Annotated in this window: 18 protein-coding genes and 1 pseudogene; 13 read left to right on the top strand and 6 right to left on the bottom strand. The window is 55.7% G+C overall.

Annotated features, from left to right (window positions below):
* Positions 1–327 precede the first annotated feature (327 nt).
* Together csg and C458_RS09230 are read right to left on the bottom strand one after the other, a co-directional pair.
* Positions 328–2811, bottom strand: coding sequence for an HVO_2072 family ArtA-dependent S-layer glycoprotein (gene csg / locus C458_RS09235; protein WP_081603249.1), 2484 nt, complete (start codon positions 2809–2811; stop codon positions 328–330).
* A 457-nt stretch (positions 2812–3268) separates the two neighbouring features.
* On the bottom strand, positions 3269–4801 hold the full coding sequence (locus C458_RS09230) for a hypothetical protein (RefSeq protein WP_008575140.1): 1533 nt from the start codon (positions 4799–4801) through the stop codon (positions 3269–3271).
* A 446-nt stretch (positions 4802–5247) separates the two neighbouring features.
* Between C458_RS09230 and C458_RS09225 the strand changes: the two genes are divergently transcribed.
* The 6 genes and pseudogenes from C458_RS09225 (at position 5248) to C458_RS18720 (ending at position 12843) form a co-directional block, all read left to right on the top strand.
* Complete coding sequence (locus C458_RS09225) at positions 5248–6522, top strand: RNA-guided endonuclease TnpB family protein (RefSeq protein WP_008575138.1); 1275 nt, start codon at positions 5248–5250, stop codon at positions 6520–6522.
* A 265-nt stretch (positions 6523–6787) separates the two neighbouring features.
* On the top strand, positions 6788–8356 hold the full coding sequence (locus tag C458_RS09220; RefSeq protein ID WP_239638745.1) for a COG1361 S-layer family protein: 1569 nt from the start codon (positions 6788–6790) through the stop codon (positions 8354–8356).
* 3 nt (positions 8357–8359) lie between these two features.
* Entirely contained in the window at positions 8360–10879 is a 2520-nt protein-coding gene (locus C458_RS09215; RefSeq protein ID WP_008575134.1) for an RND family transporter, read from the top strand.
* 121 nt (positions 10880–11000) lie between these two features.
* Positions 11001–12113 (top strand): tubulin-like protein CetZ6, encoded by a 1113-nt coding sequence (cetZ6, locus tag C458_RS09210; protein ID WP_008575132.1) that lies wholly within the window; start codon positions 11001–11003, stop codon positions 12111–12113.
* A 109-nt stretch (positions 12114–12222) separates the two neighbouring features.
* Positions 12223–12405: pseudogene (locus C458_RS18725) on the top strand (TetR/AcrR family transcriptional regulator); the annotation flags it as partial.
* Positions 12406–12525: 120 nt separating this feature from the next.
* Positions 12526–12843: a TetR family transcriptional regulator C-terminal domain-containing protein gene (locus C458_RS18720; RefSeq protein ID WP_239638756.1), complete on the top strand. Its 318-nt coding sequence runs from the start codon at positions 12526–12528 to the stop codon at positions 12841–12843.
* 145 nt (positions 12844–12988) lie between these two features.
* Here the strand turns inward: C458_RS18720 and C458_RS09200 are convergent, their stop codons facing one another.
* Positions 12989–13963 carry a CARDB domain-containing protein gene (locus C458_RS09200; protein WP_008575129.1) on the bottom strand — a complete coding sequence of 325 codons (975 nt, stop codon included), beginning with the start codon at positions 13961–13963 and terminating at the stop codon, positions 12989–12991.
* 394 nt (positions 13964–14357) lie between these two features.
* Positions 14358–14642: a hypothetical protein gene (locus C458_RS09195; protein ID WP_008575127.1), complete on the bottom strand. Its 285-nt coding sequence runs from the start codon at positions 14640–14642 to the stop codon at positions 14358–14360.
* A 126-nt stretch (positions 14643–14768) separates the two neighbouring features.
* On the opposite strand from C458_RS09195, the gene C458_RS09190 reads away from it, so the two are divergent.
* The 5 genes from C458_RS09190 (at position 14769) to C458_RS17870 (ending at position 20166) form a co-directional block, all read left to right on the top strand.
* Positions 14769–15263: a hypothetical protein gene (locus tag C458_RS09190; RefSeq protein ID WP_239638744.1), complete on the top strand. Its 495-nt coding sequence runs from the start codon at positions 14769–14771 to the stop codon at positions 15261–15263.
* Between the two features lie 282 nt (positions 15264–15545).
* Positions 15546–15707, top strand: coding sequence for a hypothetical protein (locus C458_RS18455; protein ID WP_008575124.1), 162 nt, complete (start codon positions 15546–15548; stop codon positions 15705–15707).
* A gap of 656 nt (positions 15708–16363) precedes the next feature.
* A complete protein-coding gene (locus tag C458_RS09185) occupies positions 16364–16801 on the top strand; it encodes a type IV pilin (protein WP_008575122.1) in 438 nt (145 codons plus the stop codon).
* Between the two features lie 486 nt (positions 16802–17287).
* Positions 17288–18529 carry a low-salt glycan biosynthesis hexosyltransferase Agl6 gene (agl6, locus tag C458_RS09180; protein WP_008575119.1) on the top strand — a complete coding sequence of 414 codons (1242 nt, stop codon included), beginning with the start codon at positions 17288–17290 and terminating at the stop codon, positions 18527–18529.
* A 176-nt stretch (positions 18530–18705) separates the two neighbouring features.
* Positions 18706–20166: a sulfatase gene (locus tag C458_RS17870; protein WP_008575118.1), complete on the top strand. Its 1461-nt coding sequence runs from the start codon at positions 18706–18708 to the stop codon at positions 20164–20166.
* A gap of 7 nt (positions 20167–20173) precedes the next feature.
* On the opposite strand, the gene C458_RS17865 is transcribed toward C458_RS17870, so the two are convergent.
* Both C458_RS17865 and C458_RS09170 read right to left on the bottom strand, forming a co-directional pair.
* Positions 20174–21310 (bottom strand): glycosyltransferase family 4 protein, encoded by a 1137-nt coding sequence (locus tag C458_RS17865; protein ID WP_081603248.1) that lies wholly within the window; start codon positions 21308–21310, stop codon positions 20174–20176.
* A 41-nt stretch (positions 21311–21351) separates the two neighbouring features.
* Complete coding sequence (locus C458_RS09170; protein WP_008575116.1) at positions 21352–22251, bottom strand: glycosyltransferase family 2 protein; 900 nt, start codon at positions 22249–22251, stop codon at positions 21352–21354.
* Between the two features lie 215 nt (positions 22252–22466).
* Between C458_RS09170 and C458_RS18115 the strand changes: the two genes are divergently transcribed.
* Together C458_RS18115 and C458_RS09165 are read left to right on the top strand one after the other, a co-directional pair.
* Positions 22467–24083 carry a hypothetical protein gene (locus tag C458_RS18115; RefSeq protein WP_152418130.1) on the top strand — a complete coding sequence of 539 codons (1617 nt, stop codon included), beginning with the start codon at positions 22467–22469 and terminating at the stop codon, positions 24081–24083.
* 243 nt (positions 24084–24326) lie between these two features.
* Positions 24327–25508, top strand: a complete 1182-nt coding sequence (locus C458_RS09165; RefSeq protein WP_239638743.1) for a glycosyltransferase — start codon at positions 24327–24329, stop codon at positions 25506–25508.
* The last annotated feature ends 308 nt before the right edge of the window (positions 25509–25816 follow it).

Here is a 25816-nt window from a genome sequence, read left to right as displayed (position 1 = left end):
AGTGCCGTACGTCCTCTGCGTTCTGGCTACCGGTCGGGGAACTCTGAGTCGACGGCTTCCTGTCGTACGACGCGTTTTACGGAACCGGGTCGAACAGGCGTCCGGATTCACCCCCGTTCCACCGGAAGCCGCAACGAGTCGTCTCACTCGGCACGACTCTGAGTCTGCACACCGGCGATCGCTGAGTTCCGTGCGGAGCGACGCCGGTCTCTCGGAGATGTCTCTCAGTGGAGTAGGGGAAAGAAAATAAAAGACCGGAACGAGTCCGGCGATTACTCGTCTGTTGTCGTCACATCCTCGTCGGAGTGACGAGGAGGGACGGCGGCGTTAGTTCTCGCGGCGGAGGGCGAGAAGTGCCGCGCCGACGAGTGCGACGAGAGCGACTGCGATACCGAAGCCGGGCGTGTTGGAGGACGTGGTGGTCGTCTCCTCAGACTCGGTGGTGGTCTCAGTCGGCTCTGCGGTCGTCGTGGTTTCCGTGGGTTCGTCCGTGGTCGTCGTCGTGTCCGTCGCGTTGTCGGAGGACGTCGTGGTGTCCTCACGCTCGGAGACGACTTCGACGTTCACGGTGTCCGTGTTGTCGCCGTCGTCGGCTTCCACGGTGAACGTACCCGTCTCGAAGTCAGTGGTGTCAATTTCGACCATCCACTGGCCGTCGTTGTTCCACTCGTCAGTGTCTTCGAGTGCGACGGACGTGCCGTCTTCACTCGTCACTTCGATGCTGATGGTGTTGTCGTCCGGCTTGAGGTTCGTCGAGCCAGCGATGACCATCGTTTCACCGGTTGCGACCGGGTTGATGCCAGCCGCTTCAGCGGCGTCCGGGTAGATCGAGTCGATGGACGTCGAGGACTCGGCCAGACGGAACGTCTCGGTGACGATCAGGTCGTCGCTCGCCGTCTCGTCAACCGTTTCGGAGGCGATGAGCTCGTTGACCTGCTCACCGTTGTTGTTGTTGCTGTCGAGCTGGTCGAGGTAGCCCGTCAGGTCGTCGAGGTCTGCGGCCGAGCTCGGGCCGGACGGCAGGGAACCGTCACCGACGGCGCCGTCGCGACCGACCGAGAGGATGTGGGCGGTGACCTGGCCCTGCGTGAGGCCGACAGTGATGTCGTCCTCGTCGTAGGTACCGTCGCTGTCAACGCTCACGGACTGGTATTCGACGTTACCGCGCTCGTCGACGAAGATGACGAGGACGGAGTCGGCACCGGAGGCGGTACCGTTGATGTCAACCGTGCCGGAGTCGACAGGAGCGACCTGGCCGTTGATCGTGGTGAACTGACCCGTAAGGGCCTGGTCGACCACACGGAGCGAGTTACTGCTGCTCACACCGCTGGTGAATTCGGACGTCGTAAGCGAGTCGTCGACGGTACCGTCGCCGCCAACGTCAGCGTCCGACGCGTCGATGACACCGATGCGGTAGGTACCCGTCAGCGACAGGATGCTGCTACCGTCGCCGGCGAGGTTCGAGAGCGCAACGTCTTCCTCTTCGAACGTGTCGTCGGAGTCGACGTTAATTTCGTTGTCGCCACCGACTTCGAGGAGCTGCCAGTCGCCATCGTCGCGGACGTAGATTGCGACGCTGTCGGAGCTGGTAGCCGTACCGTTAATGTCGACTTCCGAGCCAACGACGTACTGACCGGTCGGGCTCGAAAGCGTCGTACCGCCTTCTTCGACGGTGAGCGTGATGTCGTTCGTCGAGTCCTGGTCAACTGCTGCAGTCGCGCTCACGCCAGCGTCGTAGACTTCGATGTCGACGTCGCTGTCGTCGAGGTACTGCGTTTCAACGCCGCCAACGGCGCTCGCACCGTCGATTTCGACGACTGCGTACGCGATGTCAGCGGTCTCAACGGTCGGGCCCGTGGCGGAGCCGCTCGCGTTCGTAGCGCTGTCGTTCGCGATGCCGACTTCCGAGGTGTCGCCGATGTTACGGAAGACCGCCTTGGCCTGTTCCGTCGTGACGTCGTTCCGGAGGTCGGAGAGGTCGATAGCGACAACGTGCAGGTTGCCGTCGATGCCGTTCGTGACGGTGTACTGAACGTCAGTACCCTGCGTCACGGATTCGCTGTCGAGTTCGATGCCGACCTCGTCCTGCGACGAGATCGTGAGGGTCATCGTCTCGGAAGCGTCACCGAAGTCGAGGTCTTCAGCGCCTTCGAGGATGATCGTGTACTCGCCAGCGTCCTGGCCGGACATGTCGATGCCGACGCCACCGCCGGTCGACGAGGTGCCGTCAATCGAGCCGTCGTCAACGAAGGTGTCCGTGCCGTTCAGGACCTCGTTGGTGATGTCCGTTCCGCTCGGGTCTTCGACGGTCACTTCGACCTTCTCGGCCGACTCGTAGTTGTAGTCAGCGTTGACGTAGAGGTTACCAGCGTCGCCGGAGCTGATAGCGGAGCCGGTGACGTCGCCACCGGAGGACGTCAGGATTTCGCTGTCAGTGATGCGCGGCGACAGCAGCGTGACGTTGGGGGTCGTGGCGGAGCCAGAGCCGTCAACGTCGTACGTGCCAAGCGGCTGGTCCTCCGAACTCTGCGGGATGGGCGACGTAAGGTCGAGCGAGATACCTTCCGCGTTGCCCGCGACACCCGTCAGAAGCGGTTCGTTGGCACCGAGACCGGCGTCGGTGTTAATCTCCTCACCGAGGAAGACGCGGTCGCCGGATTCGATTGTCTTGTTGAACGATTCGTTGTCAGCGTCGAGATTTCCACGCTCCGCGGCGGCACTTCCCGTGAACGCGATGGCTCCCGCAAAGACGGAAGTTACCATCAGCGTGGCGAGAAGTATCGCACGCGTTTGATCTTTGAGCTTTGTCATAGTGTACTTGTAGCGCCAGTATTTTCCGCGCAGTTCGCGATAACGCGGATCCCTACTAGCGGGGGATGGGCAGGGGTACGGTAGAACGATATAAGCGGCCTTGGTAAATGCTTTCTGTTTCTATTGCATGTTCGGTCGCTGTCCCCGTTCCCGTCTCCCACTTGGCGTCCGAACGCGGGCCCGCCCGCACGCAACAATACCGTTGGAATCAGCGAACGGTTCCAGCCAACACTCTCGGAGCAGACCACCAAGAAAACGACCGCCACCGAGCATCGGACCAATCCGACCACCGACAACGACACGATAAGGGCGGTCGTGACGACGACGGCAGCCTCATCCTCGCCAAGTCCACGAGACGCAAGAAAAGAGACCACGACCGCCGAGACGAGTCAGACCGAGAATCCGCGGACAGACCACAGCTTCAGCCGAGAGCCGACGCAGTACCGCGTGGAAGGCGTCACCCGCGAGTGGTCACGTTCGACTCGATTTCGATTTCTTCCGGTCCCGCGACGACCGTGTCGTTGTAGCTAATCGAGACGTTCGCAGAGCCGGTTCCTGGCGGAGCGAAGCTACAAGTGACGACGCCGTTCTTGCCGACCGTCGTCAGGCACCGCGAGAAATACGTGGTTCCTTCCTGCGACATCGTGAGATCGATATCCATCTTGGTCTGTGGGGCGAGATTGGTCCGTGCCGAGACGTTAAGCTTCGTGTCGGACATGGTGGCCGAGAGGTTATCCACCGACGGTTCGGCGACCGTGAACGCTTCAGTCAGTACGACCTGCTCGCCGTCGGCGTGGATCTCGCTGTCGATTGCGACCGTCACGTTGTACGTCCCGGTTTCCAAGCGGGCGGAGTCAGCGACGACGTTGAGGCTGTCGGTCTCCGCATCGTATGCGACATCGAACACCGTCTGTGGGGAGATGAGATCCATCTCGGAGCTCTCAACCCGGAGGTCGACGCCGGGGCCCACGTTACCGAGACCATTCGGTGCGTATTCGAGACTACTGTGGACGGTCTCGCCTCCGAACGACACCGAGGCGTCGCTCACACCTTCCGTACGGGGGTTGACGACGTGGTATTCGAACAGCAGCGTCTCGTTGTGTGCGACTGATATCGGTTCGTCGAACGCGACTGTGAGCCCGCCGGTGGACGTGACCTGATACCGGTTGACTGCGGTTCTGAGCGACCGGTCGATCTCACCGTCGGCATCCGTATCAATCCCGATATGGTCGACCAGCCGTGAGCTGTGCAGCGAGGGAGACGGACCCCCGCGGTAGTTAATTCGAAGCGTTTGGCTCGTGCGAGCGTCGGTCTCTGGCGACCACTGTGCAACGTGTGTCGTGTGCGCGCCCGTGGACGCGTTGCGTGCGAACACCGGTTGCGTGCCGGGGGCGGGCCGCTGAACGGCGCTTTCGAGTCCACTCACACGGTACTGCACGACTGCATCGTCACCGACTGCAACGACGGAAGGGGACCCAGTCTCGCGTGATCTGTCGGCACAGTCGATGTGGCTGGGCTGCTGGGCGGCTGGTACTGAACACACCGCACTCCCACGAACCGAAGGAGGTTCGATCCAGAGCCGGTCCGCAATCCGAGTGTGGCCGGCAGAGGCAATCACGTTGTACCGACCTGCCGAGAGTGTCGTCTCGCCGGTCTCGCTCGACCGCGTGAGGACCGAGACGGTGTCGTTCGCGTCCGCCGCCCGGAATGCGGCGTCGGGATCATCCGCTTGCCGCGTGTCGAACACCACGGTGACACTGCCGTCGCCGGAGCCGTCAGTCGCTAAGACGGTCGTCGAGAAATCGCCTTCCGCAGCTGAGATTTGGAGTCTGGCCTCGTCGGTGTTGTTGAGAACCAGCGTGCGCTTTACGAAGTCACCCTGCTGTTCGACCCGTTGGACGTCCGCGAACCGTACCGATTCAGCCGCCGATTCGTCAGAATCGACAGCGATTGCGCCGCTGGGAATCGCCGTCAACCCGAGAACCAACAAGAGAATAACAGAGAATGTTCGTATCGAGCGGGTCCGTGGACTCATACCCCTGACTATCTGGTCCGGTAGTAAGTACTTTCTGTCACAGTCACCGTCCACAAACGCCTTAGCGCGCTTGCAGGTCCGTTGTGCGTCCGGTTTTCGGTGAACTCTCGATGTGACGCTAACACGGGGGGCGAACTGCACCAGGTAGCGTGTCCGTCGCTTCGAGCAAAGGGATGTCACGCAACGTCCAGAGCGTATGTCGGTCCCGAATACCCTCTTTTGACGTTCGCTACCCCCGTCATTCGGGGGTTTATACAGAATCGAGGAGAATACCTGACCCTTTAGGGTCAGGATGAATCTGACAACCCCTACACAACCCACCGTCGATAGCAAGGCTGGATATTCGACGCCAACCGACATTATTAAGAAAACGGCATTCATAACCAGTTATGAAGCCAAAAATGAGTCGAACCATCCGAACCTTCGAGGCCACAATTACGAACCAGCAACAGGTTCGTGACGATCTCGACCAACTCGGATGGGCCGCCTCAAAACTCTGGAACGTCGGTCGCTACTACACACAAGAACAGTGGGACGAAACGGACGAGATTCCCGATGACGGGGAACTCAAAGCCGAACTCAAAAGCCACGAACGCTACACGGACTTGCATTCTCAATCCAGTCAGCGCGTTCTCGAAGAACTCGCTGAAGCGTTCAACGGCTGGTTCGGAAAGCGTCGGAACGGCGACGACCGTGCCCGACCGCCCGGCTACCGCAAAAACGGAGACTCCCACCCGCGTTCAACCGTGTCGTTCAAAGCGGCTGGCTTCAAGCACGACGCACAGTTCACCCGCGTTCGCCTCTCGAAAGGCCGTAACCTGAAAGAACATCGTTCAGACTTCATTCTGTGCGAGTACCAGACTCGCCCGGATGTTGAGTTGACCGAGTGGGACATTCAACAGGTTCGTGCTGTCTACAAGCGCGACGAGTGGCGGTTACAATTCGTCTGTCGAACCACTATCGATCCGGAATCGCCGGGTGAGGAGGTGGCTGGTGTTGACCTCGGGATTTGCAACGTCGCCGCCGTCTCGTTCGGCGGGGAATCTGTGTTGTATCCCGGTGGCGCACTCAAAGAGGACGAATACTACTTCACGAAGAAGAAAGCCAAGTGCGACGATTCCTCGTCCCGTGAGGCGACTCGTCTTGACTGGAAGCGAACTGGTCGCCGGACACACTTCTTGCACGTACTCTCGAAAGCGATTGTTGAGGAGTGCGTTGAACGAGGTGTTGGGACGCTTGTCGTTGGCGACCTCGGCGGCATTCGAGAAGATGACGAGAACGACGACTCTCGGAATTGGGGCGACCACGGCAATCTCGACTTACACGGGTGGGCGTTCGACCGCTTCACGACGCTTCTCGACTACAAAGCGGAAGCCGAAGGCATCAACGTGGAGTTGGTGTCGGAACGCGATACGTCGAAGTCGTGTTCAGCGTGCGGCCACATCGATGACAACCAACGTGTCGAACGTGGCTTGTATGTGTGCGAGGAGTGTGATACGGTTGCGAACGCGGACGTGAACGGTGCGGAGAATATTCGACAAAAGGTACTCCCGAGTCTCGCCACGGATGGCGGTGATAGGGATAACGGCTGGTTGGCACAGCCAGCGGTTCACCTGTTCGACCGGAGTGAGGGCGTTTTCGCCCCACGAGAACAGATCGTGAACCACGAACCGTAATATCCCAACTCAGCGGTGCGCTGCCGTGGGATTACCGCGTCTTCAGGCGCGGGAGGATGTCAATGTTGATTCACCGACCGATATCCACAAAAGATATTAGTTGTATGTCGCTACTGTTAGTAGAGATGTATACACAGGTATCGGTGCGCGCGCAGTCTTGTTCAACTACCGTTCTTATACACACGTCTGAGACGTACTGATGCACAGAGACCCCCTCCGTTCTACGCTTTTGACTCTCGGTCTCGCTCTCGTGTTGACTACTTCGATGGTTACCCCGGCGGTCGCCCAGACTGCCAGTTCGGGGCAAGTGTACGGCTCTCCCGACATCGACGTCTTCACGTCGACGAGTGAGTTCGAGCCCGGAACGCAGTCCCAGCTCAGGCTCACGCTCCGAAACAACGGCGAAATCGACCAATCGGGTCCGGAACGATACGAGAGTCGCGTGACAACGGCCCGCGGCGTCACGGTCGAGGCACGCCCGGGGGACGCCCCGGTCGAGATTAACACCGGCACAATCGGCGCTGGAAACGTCCCGACGGGGACCGTCGACCTCTCGCCGATAGATATCACGGTCTCCGAGAACGCGACCCCCGGGACGTATCGAATCCCGGTCGAGGTGTCGTACACGTACACCCGACTCGTCGATTACGACCCGTCCGGCGCCGAGTACACGGACAACACGCGGACGAGAACCCACTACGTGACGGTTCGCGTGCGCGACCAGCCACGGTTCGAAGTCGTCGAGACGGAAACGACCGCACAGGTCGGAGACACCGGCGACCTCTCGGTGACGATTGAGAACACCGGCACCCGCGCCGCGACCGATGCGAGCGTGACGGCGACCTCCCGGAGCGACGAACTCGTGTTCGGGACGGCCTCGGAGAGTTCGACCGCGCAAGTCGGTCGCTGGGCTGTCGGTGAACGCCGGACGGTCAACTACACGGTTTCGCTCGCTGAAGACGCGACGGTGCGCGGCTACACGGTGAACCTCGATGTCGACTACACCGATACCGACGGCATCGCTCGAACGTCGCGAACGTTGAACGTCGGCGTCACCCCCGTCGAAGAACAGAGCTTCTCCCTCGAAAACGTCACCACGAACCTCCGCGTCGGCGCGGACGGAACGGTCTCGGGCACGGTCGTCAACGACGGGCCGAAACGCGTCGACGACCCGGTGCTCCGGTTTAGTTCGAGCAACCCGAACATCAACGTCGAATCGTCCGAGTACGCGCTGCCGGACCTCGAACCCGGCGACAGCGCCGACTTCTCGTACGAGGTCGGCGTGAGTGACGCCGCGAACGCGAACGTCCAACAGCTCAACCTCTCGGTGGCGTACCGCAACAACCGCGGCAACACGCGGGTCAGCGACAGTCTCACGACCAACGCCGAAATCGCGCCGCACCGGGACCGCTTCGTCGTCGAAGTCGTCAACAACACCATCGAAGCGGGCAGTGAGAGAGCGCTCCGCGTTCGGGTCACCAACAACGGCGACGAGCCGCTCACGAACATCGAAGCGAAGGCGTTCGTCAGCGACCCGCTCAGTAGCGGCAACGACGAGGGAATCATCAGCGAACTCCCGCCGGGCGAATCCGAAGAGTTCACGATTGCGCTGAGCGCCGGGGCCAACGCGCTGCCGAAGCGCTACCCGGTCTCGTTCGACTTCCAGTACGAGATGCCGGACGGTGACACGGAAGTCTCCCAGACGTACACCACGCCCATCGAAGTAATCGAGTCAGAGGGCGGCGGCCTCCCGGTCGGGCTGATCGTCGGTGCAGTCATCGTTATCGGCGTGCTCGGTGTGTTCGGCTGGCGGCGCTTCAACACGGACGAGTAACTAATGGACCTCCAGATCGATTACCAGCACTACATCGACGTCGTCGACGGCTGGATAGTCGACCAGCCGAAGACGGTGCTCCTCGTCTTCTTACTGCTTTCGGCGGGGTTTTCCGCCGGACTCGGACAGTCTGGAACCTCGTCTGGAACCAGTCAGTTTACCGAAGACGTCGCCGCGTACCAAGCGTTCGAAGAGGTCAACGACAACTTCGAGCGGGTGACGTTCGAGGAAGACACCGGTACGACACAGCTCATCCAATCGGGGTCGAACGTCCTGTCGAAGCCCGAGCTACTCCGGATGCTCGAGGCCCAACAGCGGTTGCAGGCCAATCCCGAGCTATCTGTCGTACAGACGACGAGCGTCGCCCGCGCCGTCGCCAGAGCCATAGACCCCTCGGCGACAACCATCGAGGAAGAGATCGACGCCGTCGAACAGGCGACGCCGACGGAGATCGACCGCGCAGTCCAAGTCGCCGTCGAACAAAACCCGTCGGTTCGGTCGAGTCTGAGCGAGGACTTCAACGCGCGTTCCGCATCGGCGTCCGCGACGATCGGCATCGTCACGCACTCGCTCACGACGGAGGTGTCCGACTCGGCCGGGACGGGCGGCGACAGTCCGCTGACGGAGATTCAACGACACGCCGAGTTCATCGTCGGCTCCGTCGGCGGGGATATTCGGGTGTTCGGCAGCGGAATCCTCTCCGAGGAGTTCTCCTCGGTCATCGGCGATTCGCTCGCACTCGTCGTGCCGGCGGCGGTCGTCTTGATCCTGTTTTTCTTGGTGTTCGCGTACCGCGACCCAATCGACCTCCTGATCGGGGTCATCTCGCTGGCGATGGCCGTCCTCTGGACGTTCGGCTTCATGGGCTTGGCCGGAATCGCGTTCTCACAGATGCTCATCGCGGTGCCGCCGCTTCTCCTCGCGGTCGGCATCGACTTCGGGATTCACGCCATCAATCGCTACCGCGAAGAGCGGACCGAGGGCTTCGGCATCCACGAGTCGATGCGGACGGCGACCGACCAACTTCTCGTCGCGTTCACTATCGTGACGGGAACGACGGTCATCGGCTTCGCGGCCAACGCGTCGAGCGAACTCGGGCCCATCCGCGACTTCGGTATCGTCGCGGCCGTCGGCATCGTGTTTACCTTCTTCATCTTCGGCATCTTCCTGCCGGCGGCGAAGGTGTATCTCGACAGCCTCCGAGAGCGGGTCGGCTTCCCCGAGTTCGGGTCCGAGCCACTCGGTGCGGAAGACTCGGTCCTCGGGAAGATTCTCCCGGTCGGGATTCACATCGCGCGCCTCGCCCCGAAGGCGTTCCTCGTCCTGCTGGTCGTGAGTACCGCGTGGATGGGGTACTACGGGTCGGGCGTCGACAGTCGCTTCACGCAGGATTCGTTCCTCCCGCCGGAGGACAACCCGGAGTATCTCGAACTGTTCCCCCAACAGCTACAACCGCGTGACTACACCGTGACCGAGACGACGAACTTCCTCGAAGACAACTTCCAGACCGGCGAGGAAGACGTCACGACGGTGTACGTCGAGGGGTCGCTTACGGACGGTGGTACCTTAGAATCCATCTGGCGGGCCGGGAACAGCCCCCCCGACAGCTTCGTCGTCGACGACGGCCACGCGCGGGAGACGAGCATCGTCACCGTCATCCAGAGCTACGCGGAGCGGGACCCCGAGTTCGCGGCGCTCGTCGCGCGGAACGACCGCGACGCGAACGGCATCCCCGACGACAACCTCAAGCAGATATACGACGCGCTCCTCGCGTCGCCGGCCCGCGATCAGGCGCTCAACTACATCACCGACGATTACACTTCCGCGCGCGTCGAGTACGCGGTCGAATCCGACGCCAGCCAGGCCGACGTGACCGAAGACACGCGTACGGTCGCGGACCGCTACCGCGTGGAAGCGACGGCCACCGGGAACGTCGTCATCCTGAAAGCCGTCTCCGACGTCATCGCCCAGTCGGCGTTCATCAGCCTCGTGCTCGCACTCGCCGGCTCGGCGGTCTTCCTGGTCCTCATCTACGCCCTGCTGGAAGGGCGGCCCTCGCTCGGCGTGGTGAATCTGGTCCCGATCGTCGTGACCGTCGCCGCCATCGCCACGACGATGCGGTATCTCGACATCCCGTTCAACGTGATGACCGGGACGATTCTATCGATCGGTATCGGTCTCGGCATCGACTACTCCGCACACCTCGTCCACCGCTTCGCCGAGGAGTACGACGAGGGAACCGACGTGTTCGCCGCGCTGACCGACACGGTGCGCGGGACCGGCGGTGCGCTGACCGGCAGCATGCTGACGACGGTGACCGGAATCGGCGTGCTCGTCATCGCGATTACGCCGATTCTGGGTCAGTTCGGACTCCTGACCGGAGTCTCGATTCTGTACTCGTACGTGGCATCGCTCGTCGTCTTACCGCCGGCACTCGTCGTCTGGGCGCGACTCGTCCACGGCGAGGACGCCGAGTCGACCGACGCGGCGAGCGGCCCGGACGGCGCCGGCGGTGCGGTGTAACCCCGGCGACGCTCACGCTGAAAGCCGAACCGCCGGCACGTCCCGGAGTCCCAACGGGGCGTCGCGCGAAGCCGCGAGAGACCGGGATTTTTTTCGCTCGGTACGTCGCAGAGCAGACAACATGAACGTGTTCTGCTTTGGAGCAGGGAAGGCAGGAGGGAGAGTCGTCGAACAACTGTTACAGTACGAGCGACGGCGCAAGCCGGATTTCATCAGCGGCGCGGCCGCCTGCGATACGACCGCGGCCGACCTCGACGCCTTAGAGCTGATTCCCGAAGACGCACGCGTGCTGTTCGGTGCGACCGAAACCAACGGACGGGGCTTCGACGGTGACGCCGAGCGCGGCGCTGCCGCCGCCGCAGACGAGCATCGAAAACTCCTCGAACCGACCGACGACGCGCCGATTGCAGCGAGTGACGCCTTCGTCGTCTGTGCCGGTCTCGGCGGCGGGACCGGCGGCCCGACCGCCGCGGTGCTCGCCGAGCGGCTCTCGGAGGTGTACGACCAGCCGGTGTACGGGGTCGCCGTCTTTTCGACCTCGACGACGGACCAACAGCGCGCGTCGAACACGTTGCGGTCGCTCCGCCAGCTCGTGTCGAACACGGACCACGTCTTCGGATTCGACACGGCGTCGTGGGTCAAAGACGACGACGAACCGATCTCCGACGAGGCGTACGACACGCTCAACGCGGAGCTCGCACGCCGTCTCGGCACGCTCTTCGCGGCGGGCGAGGTCACGACCGCCGACGACGTCGGCGCAAGCGTCGTCGACGCCTCGGAAATTATGAACACGCTTCGGGGTGGCGGACTCGCAACGCTGGGGTATTCCGAGCGCCCGCTCCCGCCGCGCGATACGAGCGTGGTGGGGCGTCTCAAGCGACTCGTCGGTGACGACACCGAATCCGTCGACCAGATCGAATCGCTCAACCGAATCACGACACAGACGCGAGAGGCCGTCCGCGGACAGCTGACGATCTCCTGTGATATCGGGTCGGCGTCGCGCGGTTTGCTCGTTATCACCGGGCGGCCGGCGTGGCTCAACCGAGACGCGATCAGCCAGAACCAAGGCTGGATCGAAGACCAGACGGGGAGTTTGGAGATTCGAAACGGCGACGACCCGCGGCCGGACGCGGACGCACTCAGCGTGTTAGTCCTCCTCGGCGGAATCGACCCGACCGCACAGTTGACCGCGCTCCAGGCCGTTGCGGACGCAGATGCTTCGGACGACGCGTAACGGAGAGACGCGCGGTCGGCACACGGCGGTCGACCCCAGCCAAAGACACCGTTAAGTACGCTTCGACACTACGTACGGTAGACCCTCCGGGCTGACGATTTCAGAATTCATGACGAACTTCTCGGATTCAGTAGACTCCGATCGCCATCAGACACAACAGGCGATCCTCGAAGCGACCCACCAGATATTACTCGAGTCCGGTTACAGCGGCATTTCCATCTCGCGAATCGCCGACCGAGTCGGTATTAGCAAGTCGGTTATCTACCACTACTACGACAACAAAGAGTCGTTACTGGCGGAACTCTTAGACGTCGTGCATCGACGGTTCCTCGCGAAAATCTTCGAACAGGAGGACACGACACCGCGCGAAGAGCTCGAACGGTTTCTGACCCTGTTCGTCGCGGCGCAGCCGGTGAGTTGCCAGCCAGAGGCCGAACTGACACAGCTCGCGAAGACGTACGTCGAGTTGCGAACGCAGTCGGCTTCGAACCCGGACTACCGCTCGATTTTCACCGAGTCGGAGACCAGGGTCAAACGGCGGCTCACGGAGACCATCGAAGAAGGCATCGAACGGGGCGAGTTCAAGCCGGTGAACCCCGAGCGGACCAGCGAGCATATCATCACGTTCGTGGCGGGGGTGCTGTTTCGGCAAGCGACGACCGGCTCGGTCGACGGTGAACAGCTGAACAGCGAGATTCAAGAGCACCTCGCTGATCGGATTTATCGCTGAGTCCGACAGCACACGCGGTACTGGCGACTAGTGCGAGTACGTTACGCAAAATGACTGTCGGGAGTGCTTGCTGTCGGCAAGAAGGGTCTCACGGCGACGGGAGGGACAGCGGGGACCGACCGACGGGGGTGTACGGGCACAGCGCTCAGTCGTCTCGGACCCACCGGCGACCAGTGAACAACAGCGCGGTCACCACGAGCCCACCGAAGAAGCCGCTGAGTAGGAACGTCGATGAGTTCGAGGGGTCCGCACTACCGAGGTTCACGGTGAGCGCGTTCGTGCCCGAGGCGCTTGCCGACGAATCGAACTGCACCGACTGCGTCGCCCGGCCAGTCGTCTCGCCGATGTCGTAGGTCGCCGCGACCGTTGCGGTGTCCGACGGACGCTCGTTCACGTCGACGACGACCGTCTCCGAGGTCGCGGCACCGACCGACTGGAGCGTAGTGGTCGGCAGTTGCGACTCGTCCGACACGCCCGAGATGACGACGTTGTCGATGGGTGCGTTCCCGTGATTGGTGACGCGGTACCGAACGGAGACCGTCTCGTTTTCCTCGAACGCGGTCGCGTAGACCGACACGTCGTCCCGAAGCGACTCGACCTGTACGGCGTCGAACGCTTCGACGGATTCGCCGTCGTTGTAGCGGAGCGTCGCCTTGAGCGCGGTTTCGCCCGCCTCGGACGGTTCGACCGTGAACTCGTAGGTCGTCGAGTTTTCGGCGGCGAGAACCGGCGTGATCGCGGTCCGGCTCTGCATTTCGCCGTCAATCGAGTCGAGTCGAAGCGACAGGTCCGTCAGCGCCTCGTCGTCACCGTTCGACACCGTGACGGTCACGGTAGTGTCAGTCTCGGCGACTGCGTTGTGCGTCTCGATGTGGACGCGGGGCGGAACCGTCGTCGACGTGCTCGGTTCCGAGACCGTGACGAACACCGGATGCTTGAGGTGGACGATTTCCGAGGTCGCACCGTCGGAGTCGTAATAGCGGCCGCGGACGTGGACGGTCAGTCGCTTATCGCCGGCGGTGGCGAAGCGCGCGCTCACCGGCACTTCGGCGGTGTCGCCAGCGCCGAGCACGCCGATTTGGTTCGCTTCGCTATGTTTCGTTCCAGAACTGTCCTCCACCGTTACCTCCGTGACTTCGAAGCTGCCGCTCCCCGACCCAGAATGACTAATTGTCGGTGTGATTATAATACGGTCGCCGGTTTCGGGGTCCTCCTCGGATATACTCACTCCGGTAACGGCGGTATGCGCGGGTGCCGCTGCCGCAGCACCCACGACACTTCCGACCGTGAGTAAACAAAGAAGCATTACTAAGCCAACTATTCCGCCAGTTTCGCGGTCGATTTTCGCTGTCATGCAGACTTTAGGCTTGCCTAAATAAATAAAAAGCCATCGATTTTTAGGCCAGCCTAATACTCGGTGAGGCGAGGGTCGGTAGATTTAATGAATGGTTGACAATTAGCCGATGTCGGCGTGCTTTCCCGCCGCTCACGACAGAGGTTAGCCGAAAAACGGCTCAGGGAAAGAGTCGTCCGGTTTGCCATTCCCAGACCAGTTCCGTCCCCAGCCAGACGAGCAACCAGACCGTCGCGAGGACGAAGACGAAGGCGGTAGCCGACAGTTGCTGGAAGGGTCGCGTGAGTGCGACCAAAAGCGGGGTGAAGAGGACGACTACACCGACCACGGTGACGAGACCGATGAGACTACAGATGTAGTGCTCAGCCGCGTTAATCTCCGCCGGTTGGATGACTTGCTGTGTCGATTGTTCGTCGTCAGGCACTCCCCCGTGCTGGTTGTACATCTGTTGCGATCCCCCACCGTGTAATTCATCAACAATCGTTATAAATATGGCGTCGGACTCGACACGACAGCCAGCGAACAGCTGTCTGACGGAATCTTGATTAGCGTCGTCCGAGTGGGCTGTATGATGCCACTGTCAAATTCGCCGGATACGTCGGCGGCCGACCGGGAGACATCTGGCTCCGATGAGGTCTCGCGCCGACGGGTGCTGCAAGCGTCAGCCGGTGCGGGGGCGCTCTTCCTCGCCGCGGGGACAGCAGCCGCCAACGGCAAAGGCGGCCAAGCGGTCGTCAAGGAAGACGAGTACTACCCGGACGAGTCGTTCGTCATTCTCGAAGCCGAAACGTGCGACAACCGGACGCCCGACGGCTCCTGTCGCGATGACTCGCTTCCGTTCCGGTGTAACGGCCAAGGCGGACGGTTCCCCCCCGGGAAAGGCGGCGCGCTCCCGTTCCCGTGGTGGAACTTCAAATACGAGAGCGGCCCGCTCGAGGGGGAACTGCTCCGAATCTACACGCGAGACAACAGCATCGACACGGACAGCACGTACCGCTGGACGCGAAAGAAAAAAGACTGCCCCGAAACGCCCGATTACTACCAGGTCGGGTTCGCTCGGGACTAGTACTACGGTCAGTTTTCCTCGGCCAACTCGGGCCGAATCTCAACTCAACTGTCTCAAGCCGACCGGGAGTCAGGTCTTCGCGTCTTCGTGTCGCAGAATTATCAGTGCCCCGGCTTGAATCAAGGCGCACCGAGGAGACACCACATAAGAGGTAGACGGTCTAGAAACACTTTTTAGATTAGATTAGCTATTAGACATGATGGTTGGGTTGTACAATTTGGTACGTCGCGGTACTCGGGATGTCCCTGGGCAGGGAACAACTGATATGGGGGCGTCACAGCGATGAGTGGGCCGTCCCGGTTCGTCGAGCAGACCAAAGATCCCCTCCACAAAGCGCTCGAAACGGACGATCCCGACGAGAAAGACTTCCACCTCCGGAACGCGCTGCAACTCTGTGCGTGGGACGGAGTGGCTGACCGAACGGAACAGAACGACGCCGACTGACGCCCTTCTCACCACCGCAACCGGGGCCGGTCCCGCGCGTTGTGGGTCTCCCGCCGAGACGACTGGCTAGGCGACCGACGAGTCATCTCGCGTCGCACGTCGGCCGTGGTGAAAATAGTAAATATCCAGACTAATTTTGGATATAATTTAATCTCAGATATAATTCACAGCAGGATGGCAGGGGAAAAGAGTTCAGATATCAGAATTTAACTGCACATTTTTCCATATAACGTACTTTTTCAGAAAGTATCCGCATTTAAAATATATATTTTGGAATATATCTAGATATCTAATTTGGGGTTCGATTTTATTTATCAGAGGTAAATAATATATCTGTGTCTGAGAGTTTTGGCCGTGAAGTGTCTCCACACAGTGTTCGCTCGTTGCCGATGCGGTCGCGTGCGTGGTGACTGCGACAACGGATGGACCGCCACCGATTGACGTTGACGGGCGACTGCGCGCGCCGGCCGGCCCGCGACGACCCCGGTGCAGACCGCCCGTGCTATGTTACGATTGCTCAATCTGCTTTTAATAGCAAGCCGTTTGAATGGCTATCTAAGCCCCGCAGGTGGGTACATCGTCGACGAGCGCCGAACGTCGCTTCCACTGTCGGCATCGCACGTCGACCACTCCCTGTCCGGGCGCAGGAACTTCCAATGCAACTCACAACTCTCTTCAACGACGATTCCGCCGTCTCACCGGTTATCGGCGTGATTCTCATGGTCGCGATTACGGTCATTCTCGCGGCCGTCATCGGCACGTTCGTCCTCGGTCTCGGCGACCAAGTCAGCGAAACGTCGCCGCAAGCGAGTTTCGACTTCGACTACAACAGCTCCTCGGGTGCTCTCACGATCACTCACGAAAGCGGAACCTCGATTGACGCAGACAGCGTCACTATCTCGGGGCCCGTGGGTGACGACGGCGACACCTGGGCGGACATCGACGGTTCAGCAACCGAAATCACCGCAGGGAGCTCGATTACCGTCACTGCGAACGACAGCTCGTTCGACTCCGGCGAAACGGTCCGCGTAGTCTGGACCTCCGACTCCGGTTCCAGCTCTTCGACGCTCCAGAGTTGGACGTACAACGGCTGAACGAACCACTAACCGACTTTTGTGCGAGCGCGTCGACGAGCAGTAACGGCAGCTAGATAAAACAGCCATATGTCCGTTAGTGCTGTGGTCCCAAACGCACCGGTCCGTCGCGGGAGACCACTAGCGACACGCCGTCATCAGGCGGTTGTGCCGCACTCGACGCACACCGACGACTCGGTGCGAGTCCGGCCGCGGCGACCGCTCAGCCTCGGCGTCACAGCGCGTGTCCATCCTCGAACCGTCCTGGACGGTCGTGGGAAGAAACAGATTTTTTGAGGACACATCGGTGAGTATCACGGGTGAACTCTTCGGTCCGTGGCTCTCACTATAGAGGTCTCGTAAGTCCTAGGATATCCTGGAAGTCGTAAGAGGCCAAATTCTTTATAGGTGTGCTTTCGTCTATCTGATAGTACGCGTCAACTCGGAGTGTGTACGCTTGCCGCCCCTCGCAGACACACCCACTAGTGACACGGAGGAATCCAGTACATGAGCACGAGATCCCAATCAGAACCCCCCGTAGACGCTCCACAGCAGGGAGCGACGAACGGGCAGTCTGCCTCGGACATCCACCTCAGCGGTGACGAGCTACTTCTGTCCGCAGACAGCGATATCGCACCCCCCCTCTCGGTCGTGATGCCCACCCTCAACGAAGAAGGTGGCATCGCCCAGTGTATCGAGTGGGTCAAAGCCGCCCTCGAAGACATGCAGATTTACGGCGAGGTCGTCGTCGCGGACAGCTCGACCGACCGCACGCCCGAGATTGCGGCAGAGAATGGGGCGATTGTCATCGAACCCGACGGCAAGGGCTACGGCTACGCCTACCTCTACGCCTTCGAGCGCGTCCGCGGCGACTACATCGCCATGGGCGACGCCGACTGCACCTACGACTTCGAGGAGCTTCCCAAGCTGTTGAACATGGTTCGCTCCGGCGAGGCCGACATGGCCATGGGGTCGCGTCTGGAAGGTGAAATCCTCCCCGGGTCGATGCCGCCGCTGCACGAACACGTCGGGAACCCGCTGTTGACGAAGTTCCTGAACGTGTTCTACGGCGCTGGCGTGAGCGACGCGCACTCGGGAATGCGCGTGTTCAGTCGCGACGCCTGGGAGACCATGGACTGCTCGTCGACGGGCATGGAGTTCGCTTCGGAGATGATCATGGAAGCCGGCGCGAAGGATTTAGAGATCGCCGAGAAGCCGATTACCTACCATCCCCGCGAGGGCGAGGCGAACCTGGAGAGCTTCCCCGACGGCTGGCGACACGTTCGATTTATGTTGGTCAATGCGCCGGGGTATCTGTTCTCGGCGCCCGGGTTCGGGCTTTCGGTGATTGGGGTGTTGGCGCTGGTGTTGGCTTGGAGTGGTATCGAGATTGGGAGTGCGTCGTTCGGGATTCACACCGGTATCGGTGGCGGCCTGTTGACGTTGGCCGGGTTCCAGTTGATGCTGTTCGGGGCCTTCTCGACGGTGTCGTCTGATCCGGTTCGGGGGGCTAGCGATCCGTTTACGACCTGGTTCACGGAGCGGATTTCGTTAGAACGAGGGGCGACGATTGGGTCTGTCGTGTTGCTCTGTGGGCTGGCCTACGGTGGGTACCTGGCCGTTACGTGGGTTTCGAGTGGGTTCAGTGCGTTGCCTATCGCAGTTGCTGATGTTGTGGCGACCGTGGCCGTCGTGATTGGGTTGCAGATGGTCTTTGGGTCGTTTTTGTTGGGGTCTTTGGCCAACTAAATTTGGAATTTGTCGCTGAGTTGATGTACTCCGATGCGGCGTTCAGTTCTTAATTGATCTAATCTTCTTATTGGGAAGTCGGACAGAAAAAATGAGGTGATATAGGATGCACCTTCTCAAAGATAATCGACAGTATGCGTAAACCTATTACTGACTACTAACATATTCTCCCCAAGATGAGCAAAGAACCCAACGTGATCTTGATAGTAATGGATACTGCGAGATCTGATTTCGTATTTGAAGGAAAAGATGGTGAGCAAATAGCTCCCGAAATCAATTCAATTGCTAATTCTGGTACAAAGTTCACTAATGCGTTTAGTGCTGCTCCCTGGACGTTACCTTCTCATGGATCCCTGTTTACGGGTGAGTATCCGTCCAAGCATGGGGCACATGCTGGTTCCAAACACCTTCCCGAGACGAACTCCACGATTGCAGAAGTGTTCTCATCCGAAGGTTATGATACAGTAGCGGCCTCGAATAATGCGTGGATTAGTGAGCCGTTCGGATTCGGTAGAGGATTTGATGAATTCTTCAAAGGATGGCAGTATGTTCAGTCAGATACGGATCTTGGTAAAGCTGGCTTGATGAATGAGGGAACAGATATGTGGAAAGCGGTGGCAAAAGAGATATTCAAAGGAAACGTTGGCAAAAATCTTCTTAATGCGTTGTATGCGAAGATTAGATTTGGCCACTCTGATGACGACGGTGCAAAAAGAACAAATAAGTGGGTTAAAGACTGGGTCTCATCGCATAACCCGAGCCAACCCTTTTTCATGTTTATAAATTATCTTGAACCCCATTTAGAATATTCACCTCCAAAAGAAATTGCTGAGCGATTTCTCCCAAACAATGTCTCATATAAAGAGGCAATGAGCGTACCTCAGAATGCTTGGGAATACGTGACTGATCAGATATCATTGGCTGAGGATGATTTTGAAATACTTCGTTGCCTGTATGCTGCCGAAATCGCATATACTGACGCTATGATTGGCGACTTGGTTGATCATCTTAAAAAAGAAGGCGAATGGGATGACACAATCATGGTGATTCTTGGAGATCACGGCGAGAACATTGGTGATCATGGTTTGATGGATCACCAATATTGTTTGTATGATTCGCTTCTACATGTGCCGTTGGTTGTCCATGGGGGGCAATTTTCCGATCAAGGAGTTAATGATAGTCTCGTTCAACTCACGGATATTGCACCAACGCTATTGGATGGCTTAAATATCAAGAATGAGGAGTTCAGTAACCAAGTTCAAGGTAAATCGATACTCACAACAGATAGGGACTACGTGGTAAGTGAATATATTTCACCACAACCTTCACGAGAGTCAATTGAAAAACGAGTAGGCGATCCCCATAATCTCATGGATAAATTTGATCGCTCACTTCGAGCTATCCGGACCAACGAATACAAGTACATTCAGGGCTCAGACGGATCTCAAGAATTATATCGTGTTTCAAAAGACCCGCAGGAACGTAGAGATATTGCATCTAATGATGATGAGGTAGTGACAGAGTTGAAGAATAAGCTTGAATCTTGGAAAGACTCGTTCGAGTCTATACAAACAGTAGAGATGAATGACGTTGATGATGCGACGCAGAAGAGGTTAGAGGATCTCGGTTATATCTAGCTATAGTCTATACTAAACCTCTAAAGATACGATCCGCTTTTGGTTTGAATATTTCAAATCGGTGATTTTCCGCCAGCTTCCGTCCGTTCTCTGCCAACCGCTGAAGTGAGTGAGGGTCTGATAGTGCTCTCTCCAACATATCTGCTAAATCTCGCTCATCATCAATATCAAACAGATAGCCATTTTCTTCATGCTCAATATAGTCACGAATCCCATGAGTATTAGATCCGACAACGGGTGTCCCGGACGCTAGCGCTTCTATCCCAGTTGTCATGTAACCTTCCATGAGAGAGGGGACGACAAAGAGAAGCGAATCTTGATATAGTCTTTCCTTTTCTTTTTCATCAACATATCCGTGGAATTCAATGTTGTCAATATCAAGTTGATTAGCCAATTCTCTTAATGAGTCTTCACGACTTCCAGTTCCTGCTATAGATAATGTGTAGTCAGTAAATTCTGGATCAATCTTGGCCCAAGCCTTAATTAAGCAACTCACATTTTTCCGTGGAGTTAAACGGCCTAAATATAGTATCCTTTTCGACTCTGGATTAAACTGGTATGGATACCGTGAGATGTCAATGCACGGATTCAAAATTGAGCCATGGTTTATGCGCGTGTGTTCTGCAATCCGCATCTTTGTACTTTCACTAGCACAAATAACAGCAGGGTTGCCCATATAGGGTAACAGACGATCAATCAGATTAACTACAGTACCTTTTAAAGAACCATTGAAATTCCAAGCCTCATTGAAAAATGCAGTATGCATGAAGACGGAATTTGTGGCACCACCATTAAAGAAATGAGCTGGGTAGAACGGAATGTGCGAAATATCGTCTAGTATGATATCTGGTTTAACGGTATTTGATACTGATCGATAGCTCCTTATTCCTCTCACAGATCCAGCTAACCGTCCAACAGACGTCGTTGGGTTGGTATATGGAAATGTATGGTAATTCGCGTAGTCTCCTAGTACAGTCTCTTTGTACTCTTTTTTCGGGCGGGGACACAAAATGTTGACTTCCCAATTAGATTCGGAAAGTGCTCTCGCAATGTTGCACATTAATCGGCCCGCACCGCCGGCGGGAGGCTGATGAAGTGACCGGGAAGACCGGATTAGAATCGTTGGCGATTTTCCTCTATCCATTTCTTAATTCCACATCTGATGACATCATAAATGCAATGCTATTACTGGTACAAACTCTCTTTGAGAGAGAAGAACTTCTCTTGAACACTTGCTGGAGCATAATTCAGAACCATATAGAATAGAAGTATAACATCTGACGGATTAGATGTAAATACAGATAGTAGATATGATTGAGCTTCTGAGACTCGATTAGACCTCATTGCGAAGATCCCAATTTGTCTATGATGTTTCGATAGTGCTGAGGGGTTCATTTTGAAGTCATCGTTATGCTTTTTTATTAGCATTCTGTGTCCAGTATATTTTTTATTCATATTGTTACTAATTCTATCTTCGTGGTCACGGAAGGCGATTGCTAGCGGTTGCTCAAGCACACCAACTTTGTACTCTTTTGCGATTCGAAGCCATAAATCGTAGTCCTGACAGCTAGGTAGGTCTGGATCGAACAGTCCTACGCAATCAAAGCATTCTGCCCGAATAATAGGAGTTTCACTTGGGATAAAATTCTTTTTCAGGAGTTCTTGGTGAACCCAACCATCGTTATTTGAAATCTCTACATCTTTTTTACCATCGCTATAGATTATTTCACGGCCTGCATACACCAGACCGACAGAGGAACTAGCCGATTTAATATACTCAATTTGTTTTTCAAGTTTCTGGGGCTTCCAAGCATCATCATCATCAAGTAGTGCAATAAACTCTCCGTTTGAAGATTGAATACCATTATTTCTGGCAACTGGTGCACCTCGATTCTGTTTATGCTGAATGCACCGAACAGATTCATAATCTGGAAGCACTTCAGAAACATCTTGTTCGGGAAAATCGTTGATGACAATAATTTCTATGTCCTGATAAGTTTGTTCTAGAACACTATTTACTGCTCGCAATAATTTCTCGGGACGGTTATATGTAGGTATAATCACACTAACTGTCGGGGAAGACATACTGATTCTTTCCTATGTAGTGCAGAAAAATGACTGTTTCCCTCTAACTCAAATTGCCTCGATCTAGGTTTTATTTCCATTTTAAGTTAGGTATTCAACACACTTGGAATATTTTAATACAACCTCTTTATGATTCCACATGTTGCACCTGAACCACTCGTTACCTCGATCTCCGCTACCAAGAAATTAAATATTCGGAGGAGGAAGTACCGCTAATGAAGCGTCAGAAGTCATTTTTCATTCTTCTTCTTATAATCCCTGCCTTAACAGGAACCGCTATTCATGATACAGGGCGTATGTGGCCGTTACTTCCGGTTGGCTTTCTATTGTTTGGACTCGTCTATATTGCAGCACTTATAAAAACAGAATTCAGTTGGTCGGCGTCTGTTGGGGGGTTGCTTGGGGGCGTACTTCTCATTGTTCATGCTGTGTTGCTCCCTTCGTCATTTACTGGTCGCGATCCTTCTTGGTTTTTTATTGCAGCACAGAAAATCGTTGAAACAGGATCAACAGATATGATCTACGTTGGTTTCTATGAATCAATTTCTGGATTTCCGATTTATCTATCCGAACTAATTTTGATTTTTGATGACCCATCTCGGGTTCCGATTATTCTTGCAATCATGGTTCTCATCTCACTCCCATTGGCGGTAGGGTATTTCGCTCAAGTAATCTCACCAGGACGAGTTTCCGTTACTCTAGGTATCTTCTTCGCTGTAGTTGGCCAATCTAGTTTTAAGTTCGCAATGGTTCCAATCGCACAGACTCTTCATGTGGTAACAATCGCCATCTCTGCTGGACTTGTTGTTAAATACGACCGCCAATCAGATCTGAGATATGGTTTTCTATTATTAATCTTTCTGATATTCTGGAGTTCGATTCACAAACTCCCTCTTGTAATGCTTCTTGGATCCCTCGTTGGAATTGTTGGGCTCAGACTAGTGTTTCAAACAGTACAATCTAACCGAAAATTGGTGTGGGACGACCTCCCAATCAATTTGATTGCGATTGTTGCCACACTAATAGCTGTTCAACAGACTATCCTTACTGGGTATGTCGTATCCCGAGCTGTAACTGTCTTCACAGTAGCACAGGATTTTGGGTTCGTGACCTCTGTTGCAGGAGATGTGCCTGATTTGGGGGTTCTCTCTGTTTTCAGCACGGTATCAAATGTTAGAGTTCTCGTGATTGGAGCGTCTCTCGCATCTATTGTACTATTTCACCGATTGCGGTCTCGCCGGACGTTATCTGCACTAGGGTTTGTTGGTGGGGCGATTGGTATCGCTGTTGTTGCAGCTATTGCCTGGGTTCCAGTTACCAGAGTTTTAGGCAGTTTGACCCCACTTCTCATAACCGTTATAGCTGGTGCGCTTTCCTACTTCTACAGCGGTAATTTGTCAATGAAGTCTGCGGCCACCGGATTCATTATAATTCTAATTATCACTCAAGCATTCACAGCTGGACTGGTGCTCGATGATCCCCGTACCCCGAGAAGGTATTTAGATGAGGAGGAAGCAGGATCTAAGATGTGGATCGAGTCGTTTGTAACAGATCATGTCTATGCAGATAGTCAGTATGTCCTCTCTATATTGCCAGGCCGTTTATCTGATGTGACTATAATGTCTAAAACATCATTGCGACATGGTGAATACGGGCTTTTCCGTGTTCCCCGGACGACAGACGACTTACAAAATGAACCGGTCGTCAAGCGTGATATTTCTTTGTACTTCTATGGGTGGATTCACCAGTTCTACGAGGAAAAACCAATGTTTGTCAACGACAGAAATGTAATATATGATAGTGGGAGTGTATCGGTATCATCTCCACCATAGATCATACAGTAAGACGTCGACAATTCCGATTTATTCAGTTTATTCGAACGCCTCCAGATAGTATGCTAGCCATGTGATTGAAGTGATCGTTATCGGTGGTTTTTACCTGAGTTTCGTGCTAAACACATGGTGATGCACCGATACTCTGTTAGATCTCCTTGACTTATTTTGATTACGGTGGTGGGGTGCACTTGTAACCGACAAACTGACAACTAATAAGTGTGCTTTAACGTACTACCTAACATGGATATACTCTATGTCGTCAGCAAGTTCCCAAAACTTTCTGAGAGCTTTGTGATAAATGAGCTATACGAACTTGATGATCGAAATCACAATGTGTCTGTGTTTTCAATTAATAGACCAGATGAAAAAGTAACTCATGAAGAAGTTGATGAGATGGATATTCCGACGTATTATGCAGACCAACCCTCATTTAAGTCAGTCTTTGATCTACTCTCACAACGGGTTTTGAACCCGACACTTCTACAACGGTCTACATTTATTGATAATCCTATTTACCATGCTTTCAATCTACATCTGGCGAAGCAGATCTCGGAAGTGATCGACGAGGTTGGTGGTGTAGATCTAATACACACACATTTTGCAACACCAGACCGTCTTGCGGTCTCCCATGCTGCCGCATATCATGAAGTGCCCTGTACTGTGACTGCACATGCCTCTGAAGTATTCTCACCACCAAGTCTCCAACGGTTGAAAAGAATCTGTTCGCGATTCAATCACATCATTTTACCTTCAGAGTATAATAAACGCTATCTGCGAACAGAGTTAGGAGTAGAGACGCCGATGTCGGTTGTTCCAGCGACTACAAATGTCGAGAAGTTTAAGCCGTCGAAGAATTGTGTATCAAGGCGTCTCTTGACTGTTGCTCGGTTAGTAGAAAAAAAAGGACACGAATATGCTATTGACGCTGTTTCCCAGCTTGTCCACCAAGGATACGATATTGAGTACCATATCATCGGTTCTGGAGAGCGAGAGGAATTTCTTCGAGATCTTGTTCGGAAACTTGAGATTGAAGATCATGTGACATTCCTGAACAATGTGTCAGATGAAAAACTAATGAACGAATTGCATGAAGCAGAAGTGTTTCTTCTCCCATGTGTTGTTACTGCTGAGGGGGACCGCGACATTACACCGGTTGCACTACGGGAAGCAATGGCAACGCAAACAGCATGCGTCTCAACTAGAATCTCTGCAATTCCAGAAGTGATCACAGATGGCCATGATGGAATTTTAGTGGAACCAAGGGACTCGGAAGCACTTGTCGACGCTATTGCTGACCTATTTGAAAACCAAAGTTGGAGAGCTGAGCTATCCAGAAATGCCCGGGAAACAATTGAAACGAAATTCGATATTCGAATTGCTGTAGATCAATTAGAAGAAATTTTTGCATCTCAATCTAAATAAGACCTCACATGTGTTTGTAGTGCTACTCAAATTTTTTATCATCTACCACACTGCTGTTTAAAACTATGTTCTCCCCAATATGGTATTGCTGTGAATCTATTGGTGGTTGATCTGAGTCTTGTGCTATTACAGACACAATTGAACATTCTAAATTAAATACGGATGGATTATTCTATAAGCAGGCCTGCTGAAGTCATCGATTTTTGTTCGGAGCATGTTCTGATACCATTGTCGGTGATTGCGCATAATGTGTCTTTTCTGGTGATTGTTATCGTACTCACACAAGTTTTAACCCTTCAGGTTTTGGT

The organism is Haloferax sp. ATCC BAA-644 (genome assembly GCF_000336975.1).
Lineage (GTDB): Archaea > Halobacteriota > Halobacteria > Halobacteriales > Haloferacaceae > Haloferax > Haloferax volcanii.
The sequence above is the reverse complement of the archived record's forward strand: the minus strand, read 5'-3'. Positions and strand labels throughout refer to the sequence as shown.

What these genes read in the sequence shown, in the direction of transcription:
- csg (WP_081603249.1), bottom strand. Translation starts at nt 2,811, where the DNA reads ATGACAAAGCTCAAAGATCAAACGCGTGCGATACTTCTCGCCACGCTG.
- C458_RS09225 (WP_008575138.1), top strand. Translation starts at nt 5,248, where the DNA reads ATGAGTCGAACCATCCGAACCTTCGAGGCCACAATTACGAACCAGCAA.
- C458_RS09220 (WP_239638745.1), top strand. Translation starts at nt 6,788, where the DNA reads ATGGTTACCCCGGCGGTCGCCCAGACTGCCAGTTCGGGGCAAGTGTAC.
- C458_RS09215 (WP_008575134.1), top strand. Translation starts at nt 8,360, where the DNA reads ATGGACCTCCAGATCGATTACCAGCACTACATCGACGTCGTCGACGGC.
- cetZ6 (WP_008575132.1), top strand. Translation starts at nt 11,001, where the DNA reads ATGAACGTGTTCTGCTTTGGAGCAGGGAAGGCAGGAGGGAGAGTCGTC.
- C458_RS09195 (WP_008575127.1), bottom strand. Translation starts at nt 14,642, where the DNA reads ATGTACAACCAGCACGGGGGAGTGCCTGACGACGAACAATCGACACAG.
- C458_RS09190 (WP_239638744.1), top strand. Translation starts at nt 14,769, where the DNA reads ATGCCACTGTCAAATTCGCCGGATACGTCGGCGGCCGACCGGGAGACA.
- C458_RS18455 (WP_008575124.1), top strand. Translation starts at nt 15,546, where the DNA reads ATGAGTGGGCCGTCCCGGTTCGTCGAGCAGACCAAAGATCCCCTCCAC.
- C458_RS09185 (WP_008575122.1), top strand. Translation starts at nt 16,364, where the DNA reads ATGCAACTCACAACTCTCTTCAACGACGATTCCGCCGTCTCACCGGTT.
- agl6 (WP_008575119.1), top strand. Translation starts at nt 17,288, where the DNA reads ATGAGCACGAGATCCCAATCAGAACCCCCCGTAGACGCTCCACAGCAG.
- C458_RS17870 (WP_008575118.1), top strand. Translation starts at nt 18,706, where the DNA reads ATGAGCAAAGAACCCAACGTGATCTTGATAGTAATGGATACTGCGAGA.
- C458_RS17865 (WP_081603248.1), bottom strand. Translation starts at nt 21,310, where the DNA reads ATGGATAGAGGAAAATCGCCAACGATTCTAATCCGGTCTTCCCGGTCA.
- C458_RS09170 (WP_008575116.1), bottom strand. Translation starts at nt 22,251, where the DNA reads ATGTCTTCCCCGACAGTTAGTGTGATTATACCTACATATAACCGTCCC.
- C458_RS18115 (WP_152418130.1), top strand. Translation starts at nt 22,467, where the DNA reads ATGAAGCGTCAGAAGTCATTTTTCATTCTTCTTCTTATAATCCCTGCC.
- C458_RS09165 (WP_239638743.1), top strand. Translation starts at nt 24,327, where the DNA reads ATGGATATACTCTATGTCGTCAGCAAGTTCCCAAAACTTTCTGAGAGC.